At 40.1% G+C, this 15,499-nt stretch carries 13 protein-coding genes; 4 read left to right on the forward strand and 9 right to left on the reverse strand.

Annotation, left to right across the window (positions count from 1 at the left end):
- Window positions 1–153 precede the first annotated feature (153 nt).
- Window positions 154–534, forward strand: coding sequence for a VOC family protein (locus tag E5A76_RS18290; RefSeq protein ID WP_053987041.1), 381 nt, complete (start codon window positions 154–156; stop codon window positions 532–534).
- A gap of 38 nt (window positions 535–572) precedes the next feature.
- Here the strand turns inward: E5A76_RS18290 and E5A76_RS18295 are convergent, their stop codons facing one another.
- Together E5A76_RS18295 and gap are read right to left on the reverse strand one after the other, a co-directional pair.
- A complete protein-coding gene (locus E5A76_RS18295; RefSeq protein ID WP_161119794.1) occupies window positions 573–1,445 on the reverse strand; it encodes a D-hexose-6-phosphate mutarotase in 873 nt (290 codons plus the stop codon).
- Window positions 1,446–1,767: 322 nt separating this feature from the next.
- On the reverse strand, window positions 1,768–2,763 hold the full coding sequence (gap, locus tag E5A76_RS18300) for a type I glyceraldehyde-3-phosphate dehydrogenase (protein ID WP_053987039.1): 996 nt from the start codon (window positions 2,761–2,763) through the stop codon (window positions 1,768–1,770).
- Window positions 2,764–3,096: 333 nt separating this feature from the next.
- Between gap and msrB the strand changes: the two genes are divergently transcribed.
- Complete coding sequence (gene msrB / locus E5A76_RS18305; protein ID WP_161119795.1) at window positions 3,097–3,483, forward strand: peptide-methionine (R)-S-oxide reductase MsrB; 387 nt, start codon at window positions 3,097–3,099, stop codon at window positions 3,481–3,483.
- 142 nt (window positions 3,484–3,625) lie between these two features.
- On the opposite strand, the gene E5A76_RS18310 is transcribed toward msrB, so the two are convergent.
- Entirely contained in the window at window positions 3,626–4,489 is an 864-nt protein-coding gene (locus tag E5A76_RS18310; RefSeq protein ID WP_316247349.1) for a DUF2989 domain-containing protein, read from the reverse strand.
- 220 nt (window positions 4,490–4,709) lie between these two features.
- On the opposite strand from E5A76_RS18310, the gene E5A76_RS18315 reads away from it, so the two are divergent.
- Window positions 4,710–5,015: a YeaC family protein gene (locus tag E5A76_RS18315; protein WP_161119796.1), complete on the forward strand. Its 306-nt coding sequence runs from the start codon at window positions 4,710–4,712 to the stop codon at window positions 5,013–5,015.
- Between the two features lies 1 nt (window position 5,016).
- Here E5A76_RS18315 and E5A76_RS18320 read toward each other — a convergent pair whose 3' ends face one another.
- The 3 genes from E5A76_RS18320 to sppA form a co-directional block, all read right to left on the reverse strand.
- Window positions 5,017–5,697 (reverse strand): glutathione S-transferase family protein, encoded by a 681-nt coding sequence (locus E5A76_RS18320; RefSeq protein ID WP_161119797.1) that lies wholly within the window; start codon window positions 5,695–5,697, stop codon window positions 5,017–5,019.
- 145 nt (window positions 5,698–5,842) lie between these two features.
- Window positions 5,843–6,856 (reverse strand): asparaginase, encoded by a 1,014-nt coding sequence (gene ansA, locus E5A76_RS18325; protein ID WP_053987035.1) that lies wholly within the window; start codon window positions 6,854–6,856, stop codon window positions 5,843–5,845.
- Between the two features lie 223 nt (window positions 6,857–7,079).
- Window positions 7,080–8,927, reverse strand: coding sequence for a signal peptide peptidase SppA (gene sppA, locus E5A76_RS18330; protein WP_161119798.1), 1,848 nt, complete (start codon window positions 8,925–8,927; stop codon window positions 7,080–7,082).
- 235 nt (window positions 8,928–9,162) lie between these two features.
- Between sppA and E5A76_RS18335 the strand changes: the two genes are divergently transcribed.
- A complete protein-coding gene (locus E5A76_RS18335; protein ID WP_161119799.1) occupies window positions 9,163–11,175 on the forward strand; it encodes an NADPH-dependent 2,4-dienoyl-CoA reductase in 2,013 nt (670 codons plus the stop codon).
- Window positions 11,176–11,240: 65 nt separating this feature from the next.
- On the opposite strand, the gene E5A76_RS18340 is transcribed toward E5A76_RS18335, so the two are convergent.
- From E5A76_RS18340 to E5A76_RS18350, 3 genes are all read right to left on the reverse strand, one after another.
- Entirely contained in the window at window positions 11,241–13,397 is a 2,157-nt protein-coding gene (locus E5A76_RS18340) for a YjbH domain-containing protein (protein ID WP_161119800.1), read from the reverse strand.
- A gap of 90 nt (window positions 13,398–13,487) precedes the next feature.
- Window positions 13,488–14,408, reverse strand: coding sequence for a hypothetical protein (locus E5A76_RS18345; protein WP_161119801.1), 921 nt, complete (start codon window positions 14,406–14,408; stop codon window positions 13,488–13,490).
- Window positions 14,409–14,458: 50 nt separating this feature from the next.
- Window positions 14,459–15,442, reverse strand: a complete 984-nt coding sequence (locus E5A76_RS18350; RefSeq protein WP_161119802.1) for an OmpA family protein — start codon at window positions 15,440–15,442, stop codon at window positions 14,459–14,461.
- Window positions 15,443–15,499 lie beyond the last annotated feature (57 nt).

Below are 15,499 nucleotides of genomic sequence, written 5' to 3' on the forward strand. Positions count from 1 at the left end.
TTATTTGTCTTTTTTGAAAATATCGCGATTTGAGAACCATTATTGAGAAAAAATTTGTGGTTTTGAGTCATGCCGTTTTTTTTTGAGCGAAATTTCTAGACTGTCATAAGCTGAAATAAGGTCATTATCAAAATTGGATAGGTAGGTGCTTCCATGACAATTTCGCGTGTCGATACTGTTTCGATTCCGGTATCAGATCAAAACCAAGCCTTGAAGTTTTATCGTGATGCACTTGGGTTTGAGTTGATCCGTGATCATAGCACGAACAATCACAAACGTTGGTTGCAGTTAGCGCCAAGAGGTGCAGAAACAACGATCAGCTTAGTGATGCCATTTGGGGGGATGGAAGCAGGAACAGTACAAGGATTGGTTGTTCAGACTGATGATATTCAATCAACTTATAATGAGCTAAAACAAAGAGGGGTGTTATTGTCGAGTATTGTTAATTTAGTGGGGGGGAAATTTGCCACTTTTAACGATCCTGATGGCAATGGCTGGGTATTAATTGAAGCAACAGCAAAAATGTATGCATAAGCCACGAGCTCAACAGTAACTCGTGGCTTAAGAAGTGATTACTTGGTAGCTACTGTAGTCGCTAATGTATGCGACTGACCTGGTGCTAGTTCAATACTCGGCGTATGGATAGTAGATTCCACACAAACCATGGTTTCAAAACTGTTATCTGCCATATCAGCCATGTTGATTGATAACTCTTGCCACGGATTCCAAATCACAGCAGCATTGTTACCTTCATTAGTCACTAAAATATTACGTTGATTGTTTTTATCATTAATCGTAATGGTTGCTTCTGGTTGGTTGTATACGCGATCGGTTTCACCAGAGAATGTCAGTACATCATCACCATTGCATGCTTTTCCTTGCTGGGTGCTATCAAGGAAGCTTGGTCCCATTCCTGTAATTTCTACATTGTTAATGTCAGCAATATCAAAGTAGGTGTGAAGAGCACCACTGTAAGACCAAGGTTGGCTATCTGTGTTGGTTGACGTTAGGCTTACTTTCAGTTCTCGACCGATTTCAAAGGTTAGCACGTTGTTGAACTTATATGGCCAAATTGCACGTGTATCGTCATTATCTTCAAGTTGTAGACTTACAATTACACCATGTTCATTTTCACGATGTTCAAGTAGTGTCCATTGAGATGTACGCGCGAAGCCATGAGATGGTGTACCTGCTTGACCAAACCAAGGCCAGCAAACAGGAATCCCCCCTCGGATCGCTTTGGCTGGATCAAAGATAGCGTTTTCACTTAACCAAATAAGATCTTTTTCATCGGTAGGCTTAAACCAAATTAAGTGGCCGCCATGAAGTGAAATACCAGCTTCTGCTAGTGGGTGAATAACCCGAATAATATTAATCCCTTGGTATTCACATACCGTGACATGATCAGACAATGCGTTAACAGTAGAAAGTTGACGTAAATTCATCTTCGTTCCTTAAATGTTTAAAATTCAAAGTGCCTATTCGTTTAGCTATGGTGATTGGAAGATAAAAGGATAGGTACTTATTTTTATTTCTAAAATATCAAAAGGTATGAAAACTTATTTGTTAAAGTTGTGAAGATTTACCAAGAAGAGCATTTAAACTGTTACTATCATACGCTTTTTGTTGTTTAGCGCATCTAAATTAACTCGATGATTAGCATCGAAATTTTCTTAAACTTAAATACAGTGTTTTAGATACAAAAAAGGCGCCGCTTAATGCGCCGCCTTTTTATTGGCTTTCAAAGAAAGCTAGCTAATGCTTACATTACTTAGAGATGTGAGCGATTAGGTCTAGAACTTTGTTTGAGTAACCGATTTCGTTGTCGTACCAAGATACAACTTTAACGAAGTTATCAGTTAGAGCGATACCAGCTTTAGCATCGAATACTGAAGTTTGAGTTTCGCCGATGAAGTCTTGAGAAACAACTTGATCTTCAGTGTAACCTAGAACGCCTTTTAGTTCGCCTTCAGAAGCTTCTTTCATTGCTGCACAGATAGCTTCGTAAGATGCGCCGTTCTTAAGGTTAACAGTTAGGTCAACTACAGAAACGTTAGCAGTTGGTACGCGGAAAGCCATACCAGTTAGTTTGCCGTTTAGCTCAGGAAGAACAACACCTACAGCTTTAGCTGCACCAGTTGATGATGGGATGATGTTCTGAGAAGCACCACGACCGCCACGCCAGTCTTTAGCAGAAGGACCGTCAACAGTCTTCTGAGTAGCTGTAGTTGCGTGAACTGTAGTCATAAGACCAGATTCGATACCGAACTTGTCGTTAAGAACTTTAGCGATAGGCGCTAGACAGTTAGTAGTACAAGAAGCGTTAGAAACGATGTCTTGACCAGCGTAAGTGTCTTGGTTAACACCCATTACGAACATTGGAGTTGCGTCTTTTGAAGGACCAGTAAGAACAACTTTCTTAGCACCAGCAGTGATGTGCTTACGAGCAGTCTCGTCAGTTAGGAAAAGACCAGTTGCTTCAGCTACAACGTCAACGTTGATTGCATCCCACTTAAGATCTTCTGGGTTACGCTCAGCAGTTACGCGAACAGTTTTACCGTTAACGATTAGGTTACCGCCTTCAACTTCAACAGTACCGTTGAAACGGCCGTGAGTTGAATCGTACTTAAGCATGTATGCCATGTAGTCAACATCGATAAGGTCGTTGATACCAACAACTTCAATGTCGTTGCGCTCTTGCGCTGCACGGAAAACAAAACGACCGATACGGCCGAAACCGTTAATACCTACTTTAATTGTCATTACAGTTGCTCCACAACTTAATTTCTAATGAAAGATAACTGGTAGTAAAATTACATAATCCTACGTGACCCTGCAAGCAAAAAAATCGTTTAAATTGCTTAAAGTCAAAAAAAAGATCGGATTTTATTTACATTTCGACTACAACGACGGTAAATCATACAAATGTTGTTTAATTTAACACCGCTATAAATTCTCATACTTAATACTGCCGAGAATTACATTAGACCGTTTTTTTAAAACTGTGAAATTTTAAAGTGGTGTTATGTGTTACAGTCTCTATAAATAAAAAATATATTTTGCAAAATAATATTGAGGGAAAGAAGGAAAGGTGCCATGAAAAATAAATCTGACGCATACTGGCAAGAGAAATTATCAGCAGAGGCTTATCAGGTCTGTCGGCAGCAAGCAACCGAACCTCCTTTTAGTGGCACACTCCTTCATAATCATAAAACGGGTATTTATTCATGTATCTGTTGTGATACCCCGTTGTTCTCTTCGGCTAATAAATATGACTCAGGCTGTGGTTGGCCTAGTTTTGATGCACCTATCAATGATGATTGCATTACTTACCTTGAAGATAATAGTCATGGTATGAATCGCATAGAAATTCGCTGTAAGCATTGTGATAGTCATTTGGGGCATGTTTTTACGGACGGACCAAAAACAACAGGGGAGCGTTACTGCGTTAACTCTGTTTCTTTGATTTTTGCTGATCAATAAAACGTATGAGTGACGGTAATATATAAAGGTTTTCCGTCACTAAAATAAATGTGTGGTTTTTACTTTAATATATTAAATAAATTTAATAGTTAACTGTTATATTTTATTAATTATAGGATTATTTGATTTTTACAATTAATTTTTAATTAACCATATTTTGCTTGTAATTACCATTTCTTAAATTTTCTATAATATGTGCAGCTTTTTTATTTAATCTATTCTGTTCATCTTCTGTTAATGAAAATAAGTTAGCGATCTTTTGGGATTTTGCGACAGGCATATTCATGTCATTAGCTATTAATACCCAAATATAGGCTTCTTGTAGTTTTTCTTTCTGTTGAGATAAGGTTGCGAGTGACTTAATAATTTCCTGGTTCACGACTTCGTTTTTCTTATACAAAGATAGTGCATGGTGCAGGAGTTGATAAGTTTTATCTTTATCTTTGCTGATGTAGTAGCTAGCTAGAGCAAGCTGTAGGTCAGGTGTTTCTAGTTCAGGTTTTCCTTCAAGGTTGAGAAATTGAGCTTGTGCATTCATATCACCTTGACTCCAGCGATAGTAAATGATTTCAGGATCATTGGAGGAAGCAAGCTCGTTGTTTAATCTAGTGACATTGTTGTAGCTGTCATAGAGTGCATTCATACGAATGGTTTTACGCTCTTTGAGCTCTGTTGGCTCGATACGTGCAGCGTACTCTAAGCAGAAAATGTAATTTTGCGTATCTTTTAATTCTTTAAATTTTTCTTGAACGGTAGGATTTTTAAGTACATCGTACCGTTGCCAGATCAGTGCTGTGCGTTGGATCCTGCATTGACCATCATTGACGTTTAGCTCTGTACAAATATCAGGGTAGCTTTCGCACAGGCTATCTGTGGTTCGGTGTCTTTCAAAACAACCGGATAGTAATAGACCCACACTGAGCCCGGTAAGCATTTTGAACGTGAGAGGTAACCCTTTGGGCATTACTCTGTTTCGACGTTGAGTACTGAATAAAGAATGCGTCATAAGTGATCCAATCCATGGGTTACTTGTAGTAGTAAATAGTAACTGTGTATTTTGTTGTTATCGACGCTCGCTCGTTAATATGTTGAATTTATTTAGATAAAACTATCAAGATGTGATCGTTATTACAGTTTTACAGTATCGCATTGACTGAGATTACGTGTTTTATAAGCTACAGCAATGCATTGATGTTGTGTGTGGAAGTTAACAGAAGGATGAAATAATGGATGTGTCTAAATTATTGGCAGCAATGACACCAGAAGTCTATGAGCGAATGTCATTTGCTGTAGAAACAGGTAAATGGCCTGATGGTACGCCATTAACTTCGGCTCAGCGAGACTCTGCAATGCAGGCTGTGATGCTGTACCAATCTCGATACAATACGGAAGCGCAGCATATGACGGTTGCTGCTGGTGGAGAAATAAAATTTAAGACCAAAGCTGAGTTCAAACGAGAATTTGTAACGACACAAGGTGATGAACTAGCGCCATCGTCTGATATTGCACGTTTTGAGCACGACGATCTGTAAGCTAAACATTGTCATGTTGGTTAGGTAAGATCATCGCTTCACAATAAAAACTTTGTAGTTGATGATCTTCTTCTGCGACAAAGTTCGCAATCCAAGGTTCTTGTTCTATTCGCTGTAAATAGCTATGTAGGATAGGGTAATGAGGTTGTAGCCTTAGCCCTGCCATCCAACCGCAACGGAAAATACTCCATAAGCTAATCTCAGCCATTGAGAAATGATCTCCGACATAATCGATTTCGGGTAACTGCTCTTCTAAATAATTTAAGACATTAGGCAGGTGGTGGTGAATGCACTGTTCAACGGCTTCGTCATCACAGGGCTTATCCTGCATTTTTGCCCGTAAAATTTTTTGATAAAACAAAACACCACCAATGAGTGAAGTGACTCGGGTACTGGCATAGGCCTCAAACCAGCGAATTTGTGCTCGTTGCTTGGCGTCTCCTGGGTACAACGGAGGGACTGGGAATGTATCATCAAGATAGTGGGCAATCACGGTTGAATCGATAACGGTTATATCATCATGTTCTAGTACTGGCACTTTCCCCATTGGATGACGTTTATGAGCAAGCTCTTTTTCTAAGAAAGGGTTGAGGGGCTGAAGTTCATAGCGTATCCCTTTGTAATTTAGCGCTAGCATGATTTTTCGAACAAAGGGTGAAATGGATGCACCATGTAAAATCATAATCGTTTCTAACCCATGAACAGTCAATGATATTAGCTGTAAGTGTAGTTCGGTTAGAAAATCTTGGAATAATGGTGTCTTTATTCTGAGAATTGATGGAAATAAAAAAGAGCCGCAACGGCTCTTTTTTATTTAAAAACATGGCTTAGTGAGTTAATTCACCACGGAGATCTTGCTGCATTAACGTACGCATTGTCTCTAACGGTAAATCTTGGCTTAATAAGAAGTGTAACTTCGCTAGAGCGGCTTCTGGTGTCATATCATAACCACTTAATACACCAGCATCTGCCAGCGCACAGCCTGTGGCGTAACCACCCATATTCACTTTACCTGATAGACATTGCGTCAGGTTCATTACAATCACGCCACGATCCGATGCTTCTTTTAATTGCTCTAATAACTCTTTGTTTTGTGGGGCATTACCCACGCCAAAGGTGAGTAAGATCATTGCATTAACGGGCTGACGTAATGTATTACGGATCACTTCTGGTGAGATCCCTGGGTACATGGTGATCACGCCAATAGGTTGAGGCGTAATATTGTGTACTTTAAATTTACCCTCTGGCTTTTTGTTTAATTCAGTGACGTTATTAACCGTAATGTTAATGCCCGCTTCAAGTAATGGCGGAAGATTAGGTGAAATAAACGCACCGAAACCATCGGCATGTGCTTTGGTACTGCGGTTACCACGGATCAATTGGTTATTAAAGAATACTGTCACTTCATTAATTGGGTAGTTCGCTGCAATATGGAGTGCATTAAGCAGGTTACTTTGGCCATCAGAGCGAAGTTCAACCAGTGGGATTTGTGAGCCTGTCACAATCACGGGTTTATCTAAATTCTCGAACATAAAAGATAACGCTGACGCTGTGTATGCCATGGTATCAGTACCATGTAGGATCACGAATCCATCATACTTGTCGTAGTTATCTTTAATATCGTCAGCAATGCGTTGCCAATCCGCTGGTGTCATATCCGATGAATCGATTAATGGAGCGTATTCATGAATAGTGAACTCAGGCATTTCTGGGCGATGGAATTCAGGCATGCTCTCTAACTGCTTTTGCATAAAGCCAGCAACAGGAATATATCCATGATCAGATTTTTGCATACCAATGGTGCCGCCAGTGTAGGCGATATAAATATGTTTTCTTTCCATTTTTCAGCACAGAGTTAACGGTTGGTGTGCGCATTATACTTAAACTGCATGAAGATGCGAGTTAACCCTTTTTGGTGGTTTGATTTATTGTTTTGAAATGTGATCTCAGTGAAGTGTGCTTATTTTATTGTTATTTATAGTGTTAATAACTTATAAATGATACGTAAATAAAAAGCCCAACATAAAAGTTGGGCTTTATCAATATCAGTGTTGGACTAGAAGGTTAGTTAACGGTACTGCAGTTTAAACAGAATGCGTAACGACCATTTGGATCGTTAAAGTTACTTAAAGAGGTTAGATCCTTAGCAACTTTTGTCACTGGTGCTAATGCATTCGGGGTATCGCCAAGTACCATTGCAACCACTTGTGCTTTGACTTCACCTGACATTTCTTTAAAGAATTGTTGGATAGGCGATAGTGGCTGTTGCATCCAAACGAGTTGATAATTATCCACTTTCGCTAAAGCGACAGCTTCAGTGATTGCGGTATCAAAATCGCCTAATTCATCGACTAAGCCACGCTCTTTGGCATCTTTACCTGTCCATACACGACCTTGAGCAATCTTATCGGCTTGCTCTAATGACATATGACGGTATTTACTAACGAGTCCAATAAAGCGTTGATAGCCATTATCGACACCCATTTGGAACACTTTACCGATATCTTCTGTCAGTGCACGAGTGACACCGACACCAGCAAATGGGGTTGTCCCTACGCCATCGCTGTAAACACCAAGTTTCTCTAAGCTTTTCTCAAATGTGGTGAGAATCGCAAAGATACCAATCGAGCCTGTGATTGTGGTTGGTTGAGCAATGATTTTATCTGCACTAGATGAGATCCAGTAACCACCAGATGCAGCGACACTCGACATTGATACAACAACTGGTTTACCGGCTTCTTTTAATGCGTCTACTTCGTCGCGGATCACTTCAGATGCAAATGCGCTACCTCCTGGGCTATCAACACGTAAGATCACCGATTTTACATCTTTATCAAAACGGGCTTTGCGTAGTAATCCAGCAATAGTATCGCCACCTGCAGTGCCTTGACTGCTTTTACCATCAACGATAGCACCACTTGCGACAACGACGGCGACTTTGTTTTTAGATGGCGCTTGGTCATCAACGAGCATAGATAAGTAATCATAGTAGCTGATTTGTTTGAAGCCATGCTCACCATTATCACCAAAGGCTTTAATTAAGATTTGGCTCAATTGTGGACGCGTCACTAATTCATCGACCAATCCCATTTTTTTGCTTAATTGGGCAAAGTCACCTTTTACTGCCGTTAATTGCTCAATGAAATTATCCATTTCAGGGGTTAGTGTTGCTGAATCAATATTGCGGTTTTTCGCAACATCAGAAGTATAAGCAGCCCATAATTGATCGAGCCAAACGGTGTTTGCTTCTTTTGCTGCTGCTGACATGCCGTCACGAATGTAGGGTTCAACAAAGGATTTGTAAGTACCAACACGGAATACGTGAGTCGTCACATCTAACTTTTCTAAGAGCGACTTATAGTAAAGAGTATAAGTGCCGTAGCCTGTTAACATCACTCCACCGTCAGGTGACATGAAAATTTTGTCGGCATAACTGGCTAGGTAGTATTGGCTTTGACTGTAGTGACCGCCGTAAGCATAAACGGGTTTGCCAGAGGCTTTGAATTCTTGGATGGCTTTGGCGATATAACGCAGTTTAGTCAAGCTGGTTTCAGGCATGTTTTTCAGGTTTAAAACAAGACCTGTAATTGAATTATCAGTTGCAGCAGTACGAATGGCTTCAACGATATCGAACAGTACATTTTGTTTAACTGGTGGTTGACCCATTACATCACTGACAACGCTATCTAATGGGTTGTCATAATTCTTCTGTTCAACGATTGGACCTGATAAATCAAGTACAAGCGCAGATGCATCAGGTTTATTAACGCTATCATCGTCACTGCTTAGAGCAAAAAAGATCGCTCCGACGATAACTAAGAAAATGAGGTTAAGAACAAACTTGCGGGTGAAATTGATCAGCTTCCAGATCGCTTGGAAAAACGTTCCAATCCCTTTGAATATGGCTTTCATGAATGATCTCTATAGTGATTCTTATGGCATATCCTAGCGCACTCATCTTGTAATTTCAGTACTTTTACCATTACGTCTTTATATCTAAAGGGAAACCTTAATAAATTGGGGTGATAATAAGGTCGATAAATCATAAGAAATGTGATATTGTTAATTTTATGTAAACAAATGTTTGAAATGGTGGTGTGAGATTAATATACTGGTCAGACCATAATAATAAAGAGAAGCAAAAGCCATGGACAATAAAGCATATCCTCATTTGTTAGCGCCATTGGATCTTGGTTTCACTACCCTACGAAATCGTGTGTTAATGGGCTCAATGCATACTGGGCTAGAAGAATCACGGGACGGTTTTAAAAAGTTAGCTGCTTTTTATGCAGCTCGCGCTCGTGGTGGGGTTGGGCTAATTGTAACAGGCGGTTTCTCTCCTAATTTTCGTGGCAGGCTTCATCCTTTCAGTGCGGAATTTAGCTCATCACGTGCAGCACGTGCTCATAAAACCATTACCGATGCTGTTCATCAAGAAGGTGGAAAAATAGCCCTGCAATTGCTTCATGCTGGGCGTTATGCCATGTCACCTTTTGCTGTAAGTGCATCGGCTATTCGCTCACCAATCTCTAAATTTACGCCAAGTAAAATGTCAGAGCGTCAAATATTGAAAACTATCGATGCGTTTGCGAAAAGTGCCGAGCTTGCAAGAGAAGCCGGTTACGATGGCGTCGAGCTAATGGGATCTGAGGGCTATTTAATTAATCAGTTTATCTGTAAGCGTTCTAATTGCCGTTATGATGACTGGGGCGGAAGTTATGAAAACCGTATTCGTTTCCCGCTTGAAATTGTAAAAGCGGTACGCGCACGAGTAGGGCGTGATTTTATTATTATCTTCCGCCTTTCTATGCTTGATTTAGTCGAGCAAGGCAGTACCCATGAAGAAGTAGTGATGTTAGCAAAAGCACTTGAAAAAGCGGGTGTTACTATTTTAAATACAGGTATTGGTTGGCATGAAGCACGTATTCCAACCATTGCAACGCAAGTCCCAAGGGCGGCATTTGCATGGGTAACAGAAAAGCTTAAAAATGAAGTCTCTATTCCTTTAGTGACCTGTAATCGTATCAACACTCCACAGGTTGCTGAAGATATTCTCTCGTCAGGACAAGCTGATATGGTATCGATGGCAAGGCCGTTTCTTGCCGATCCTGAATTTGTAAACAAAGCAGAGCAAGATCGCGCTGATGACATAAATACCTGTATTGGTTGTAATCAGGCGTGCTTGGATCATGCTTTTGTAGGTAAACGTGCCAGTTGCTTGGTAAATCCTCAAGCCTGCTATGAGACCGAACTGGTATTAACACTAACAGCGCATAATCGAAAAGTAGCGATTGTTGGAGCCGGTCCTGCTGGTATGGCATGTGCGGTCGCTGCTGCTGAGCGGGGATTCAGTGTCGATTTGTTTGAGAAAAATGATCACGTAGGCGGACAATTTAATTTAGCGATGCAAATTCCGGGTAAAGAAGAGTTTAAAGAAACCATTCGCTATTTTACCCGTCGACTTGAACAAACAGGCGTTAATGTAAGGCTTGGGTTTACAGTAACAGAGCTAGATTTAATTAACTATGATGAAGTGATTGTGGCTACGGGTGTAAAACCTCGTATTCCAGCCATACCTGGTGTTGATAATCCAAAGGTTATCGATTATCAAACGTTGATCAGAGATAAAGTGCAACTTGGTAATAAAGTAGCTGTTATTGGTGCTGGTGGCATTGGGGTTGATGTCTCAACCATGTTAACAGAGCCAGAAAATCAAGATTTATCTCAATGGCTTGAAGAGTGGGGGATCGATCAATCCCTTCAAAATGAAGGTGGCTTATTACCTCATGATGATTACATTAGCCCTCGTCAAGTGTGGTTAATGCAGCGCAAACCAGGCAAGGTTGGTAAAGGTCCGGGTAGAACAACGGGCTGGATCCATCGACGCACTCTTGAAAAACGTGGTGTTGAGTTACTCGGTGGAGTTAGCTACGACAAAATTGATGATGATGGATTACATATTACCGTTGAGGGGCAATCTCGTTTATTACCTGTAGATCATATTGTGCTGTGTACAGGGCAAACATCTGTTGAAGAGTTATCTGAAAAACTTGCTGATCAAGGGAGCAATGTTCATGTAATTGGTGGCGCCGATGTTGCGGGGGAAGTGGACGCTAAGCGGGTTATTCGCCAAGGCGTAGAATTGGCAGCGAAGCTGTAATCAATCGAATGTAAATAACAGTTATTAAAAGAAAGGATGAGGTTTATACCTCATCCTTTTTATTTTTACTCTACTGTGACTTTGACATATTTAATATATGCATTTCTTAAACGTTGAATATTAGCTTTAAAGTAGGCTGGTGATAATCGACCACGGTTTTCATACTGACGAACAATATTGTGTTGTAGATCTGATGTCGCACCTAATCCGGTATTTAAGTTATTGTGACTTTCACCTACACGGGTTTGCAATGAGTAAACAAACTGATCAATACCACGAACCTGAACATAATCAGGCTTCATATCACGCCAAGGTGTTAGTGGAATAGCGATACTAACAGCGACGAAGTCTTCATATTCACTACTGCCTTTTGCTTTTGATGTAAGGTAGTTAATGCTGAGTTTTGTATCACCTAACCAGTGGTTTGATGTTACACGAGCACCAACATCTCCTTGGAAATACTCACCGGCTTGAAGACCAAGTTGCCAGTTGTATTCCGGTAGAGAGTAAGTGTAGTTTGCGATTAAACTTTGCTTATCAGCAATTTTTATACTACGAGTATCATATTCATCTTTAGGTACAAACTTGCTTACTTCAAAACCTAGCATGTGTGAGCCTTGCGGTGAGTACCACTGTGTTTCATTAACACCACCCCAGTAGCCACCCATCATGTAGCCACCACTAAATTGAGTAATAATATTTTGTGGTAGTTTGAAGGCTTGATGAACAAGTGCACGATCTAATTTATTCTCAAATGCTTGTTGGTGCCATAAGCCACCTTCGTCAAAATCATCACTATTGGCAATAGGTACCATGTAACGTAGATCAACGGCAGCACCTTGCCATAATGGGGTATAAAGGTTCGCTGCAAGCGCTAAAGAATAATCGAAGAAACCATATTCTGTTGCTGTGCGGTGATTTAATGCTGGCGATAAAATGACTTGGCTACGCCCGAAACCGTTATTCATGGTTTGGTATAACCAGGTCGTTTGGTCAAAGTTTGGTTTTGCACTAATCGTGTTAAAGCTTAATAGATCGCAAGGTACATCTGATTGAATGAACTCACGGTAACATTTGCTCTCGGTGTTCACCGTAAACATTGGAAGGCCATTAGTAAGTAAAATCAATTCAATATTTTGATCTTGAGTATTTGCAACTTTAGCGGTGTCATCAGATTGTTTGATCAATGCCGCCAGATCGCTAAATACGCCTTCACCTGCTTTGCTGGCAATAATACCTAATGCAACCCCAACACCATCCATTTGGTTGTGGTTGTAACGACGGTTTTCTAATGCCACCACCATTTTATTATTGCGATAGCCAAGGTTTAAATTAACAAAGCCTTCATTTTTTAAAGCATCAATCAGGTTTGCTAAGCTTGCAGTACTTGATTCGGCTAATTGTTGATTTACCTTTTGGGCTAACTGCTCATTTTTGCTGGTGGCAAGATCAAGAGCTTTATTGTCGTTATAACCCATTAAAGGAACAGAAAAATTAACGCCCCAAACATCTTGCTCGCTGCGTTCATGACCAGTATATAACTGGTAATCAAGGCTTAACTGGCTTCCCCAAGGTAGTAATCCCTGTGGTGTAAATAGCTTTGCATTACTATTAAATTCAGCGGCGTCGTATTCAGCTGTTAGTTGGATAAATGAAAGTGGTTGCCATTCAGCACCAGCAAAAGGTCCATCCATAATGCCATTGGCAAGCACAGAGCTACCATAACCACCACTTAAACGTAGTGATAATGCGTCAAAGGTTTTATCTGCCACAATGTATTTAGTATCAAAGTTATTGGCAGCACCACCGATATCTTGTGCACCAATAGCAATATTAAAACCTGTTAAGTCATAAATGTATGGTAATTGAAATTTTGCAGAGGCGGATAAATCACGAATTCCACCATCTTTCTCAGTATACAGATTGGTATCGTATGTTTTCGTTACGATACGACCACCGACTTCTAAGTAAGGAAATAAGCCAGTAGCTACAAACCAGTTATCCAACTGGCTGATAGATTGGCGATAGGGCACACCTTGGTGGAAAGAAAGGCTAATATCTCCTGTTTTTATCACTTGGGCATTAGGGGTAAACATTAAGCCTGTATAACTTTGGCTTGAAGGAAGAATATCAACAGCTGAAGCGTGAACCTGTGGTGAGGCAAGTACAGCCAAAACACTTAATGATAATAATGAATGATGCAGAGATGGGAGTGAATTCATGATCGACTTCCGTGTAACAAGATATAAATATCGCACATAAAACAAACAACAAAAGGCACCCGAAGGTGCCTTACTTTTTCAGAGTAATGATCAGTTACCAGTACCGCCGCCTGATGAACCGTCACCACCACCAGTACCACCACCAGTACCACCAGTTGGTTTTCCTGTTTCTGGATCAATTTCAGTACCAGTACTAGGATTAACAACTTTATCTTTTAATGAAGCTGGTAAGTCTTGTTTAGGATCTGCAATCACTTCAAAGCTTTCATTGAAGTCATCTACGAAACTTTCATTAATTGGCATGCCATTATTTGCTGATTTAGGAAAATCTGGATGTGCATCAAGTAATGCTTCACTTGTTCTCTTTGTTACTGTTGCCATATCTTCAATAGATGATTCTTTACCATCTTGAGATGTTAATACATCAGATAGAACAAATGTTTTAGCAAGTAGATCTTTATGTACTGCAGGGTTAGCAGTTGCAAGCTTATCTAATGCCGATTTTGGCGTTAATAAGAATTCATTAATATCAAAGCTACTAGTATCTATATCTAATAAAGTAAATACTTCTGATGCTGTAGATTCATCACATTCTGTAATTTGATTATCTTCCATATATTTTGCAATTAAAGAAGAAATCGGTGTTGCCGCAGCAGCTTGACCTGCAACCATCAATCCTTTTGGAATTGAGTAGCTAACATTTGACATGTCTTTACTGTTAGACATGTCAGTAGCGCCAGGTGTTGGGTTAAATTTAACAGTACATGTTTCTGGTTCAGTTGCTAGTGTATTATTGGATACAATGGAGTTACCGTAACCATCTGTTTTAGCAATTTTGCCAGATTCTCCGTTGGCGCAACTAAATGTACCTTCAATGCCCTTAATCGCACCATCGAAAGCTTGTAATGTATATGTTTTAACCTCTGGTGTTGTAACACTGTTGTTATTGTCGCTACCACAACCGGCAAGGATAACGCCAGCAATGATTGTTGATAATAGTTTGATCTTCATATCTATTCCTTATTTATGAAGCGATAAATTTGAATGGATGTGCGAATAAATTATTCAGCAATCACTTGCGTTATAGTTTCAACATCAATAGATGGAGAAATAATATCTACACGGCGGTTTTGTGCGCGACCTTCTTCGGTTTGGTTTGACGCAACAGGATCTGATTCACCACGACCTTGAGCGATAATGCGTGTTTCGCTTACATTTAGGTGTTGACGAAGTGCATCTGCAACAACTTGGGCACGTTTTTCAGAAAGCTTTTGGTTATAAGCTTCAGAACCACGGCTATCGGTGTGACCAATAACGTAGATTTGTGCTGCGTCTTGATCTTTTAAACGTTGTTCAAAAGGTGCTAATTTTGCTGCATCACCAGCAGTGATTGTGCTGCTATCAAAAGCAAAAGGAACGGTTAGTTTTAGTTCATCAAGTGTGGTAACTGTTACTTGATCAACATAAACAGGCTCTGGTGCCACAACAGGAGCTGGTGCTCCCCAGTGATACGCTAGACCAATACCTGCAAAATGAATATCAGGACCACCTACATCGTTGTAATATTGGTATTCAAGGCGTGTTGATAGGTTTTTATTAATAAAGTATTCGAGGCCTGCACCTGCGGTAGGTGCCCAACCATTATCACTGTTCTTCACACCAGAACCAATAGCATTCCAGTCGTAGTAAAAAGCACCTGCTTTAGCATAAATATTTAAGCTGTCAGTTGCAGAGAAAGAAAACTTAGTCACAAGATCTGCACCTTGAGCTTCGTAACTTCCTTGTCCGTTATCTAATTTTGCATTACCTAGATGCGTGTAACCTGTTTCTAATGCAAACCAAGGTGTTACTTGGTAACCAGCAAAAATACCGCCTGCAAAATTTGTATCTTGAATTTCAGTCACTGAAGTAACAGCGTCATCCATATTGGTTAGGAAGCTAGCACCAGCGCGAGCACCTACATACCATGGATTATCTGTTGAAGCGTGTGCTATTGAACTTAAAGACGTAACAACTAATGGGACTACAAATAATAATTTATACATATTTTCCACCGTAGCTAAAACCTAATCGAATTATATTTTTATTTAACCCTGCAATTT

The organism is Photobacterium lucens (assembly GCF_009873615.1).
Taxonomy (GTDB): domain Bacteria; phylum Pseudomonadota; class Gammaproteobacteria; order Enterobacterales; family Vibrionaceae; genus Photobacterium; species Photobacterium lucens.

Excerpts from the sequence above, each read along its gene's own strand:
- E5A76_RS18290 (WP_053987041.1), top strand. The coding sequence starts at position 154 with ATGACAATTTCGCGTGTCGATACTGTTTCGATTCCGGTATCAGATCAA.
- E5A76_RS18295 (WP_161119794.1), bottom strand. The coding sequence starts at position 1,445 with ATGAATTTACGTCAACTTTCTACTGTTAACGCATTGTCTGATCATGTC.
- gap (WP_053987039.1), bottom strand. The coding sequence starts at position 2,763 with ATGACAATTAAAGTAGGTATTAACGGTTTCGGCCGTATCGGTCGTTTT.
- msrB (WP_161119795.1), top strand. The coding sequence starts at position 3,097 with ATGAAAAATAAATCTGACGCATACTGGCAAGAGAAATTATCAGCAGAG.
- E5A76_RS18310 (WP_316247349.1), bottom strand. The coding sequence starts at position 4,489 with ATGACGCATTCTTTATTCAGTACTCAACGTCGAAACAGAGTAATGCCC.
- E5A76_RS18315 (WP_161119796.1), top strand. The coding sequence starts at position 4,710 with ATGGATGTGTCTAAATTATTGGCAGCAATGACACCAGAAGTCTATGAG.
- E5A76_RS18320 (WP_161119797.1), bottom strand. The coding sequence starts at position 5,697 with ATGATTTTACATGGTGCATCCATTTCACCCTTTGTTCGAAAAATCATG.
- ansA (WP_053987035.1), bottom strand. The coding sequence starts at position 6,856 with ATGGAAAGAAAACATATTTATATCGCCTACACTGGCGGCACCATTGGT.
- sppA (WP_161119798.1), bottom strand. The coding sequence starts at position 8,927 with ATGAAAGCCATATTCAAAGGGATTGGAACGTTTTTCCAAGCGATCTGG.
- E5A76_RS18335 (WP_161119799.1), top strand. The coding sequence starts at position 9,163 with ATGGACAATAAAGCATATCCTCATTTGTTAGCGCCATTGGATCTTGGT.
- E5A76_RS18340 (WP_161119800.1), bottom strand. The coding sequence starts at position 13,397 with ATGAATTCACTCCCATCTCTGCATCATTCATTATTATCATTAAGTGTT.
- E5A76_RS18345 (WP_161119801.1), bottom strand. The coding sequence starts at position 14,408 with ATGAAGATCAAACTATTATCAACAATCATTGCTGGCGTTATCCTTGCC.
- E5A76_RS18350 (WP_161119802.1), bottom strand. The coding sequence starts at position 15,442 with ATGTATAAATTATTATTTGTAGTCCCATTAGTTGTTACGTCTTTAAGT.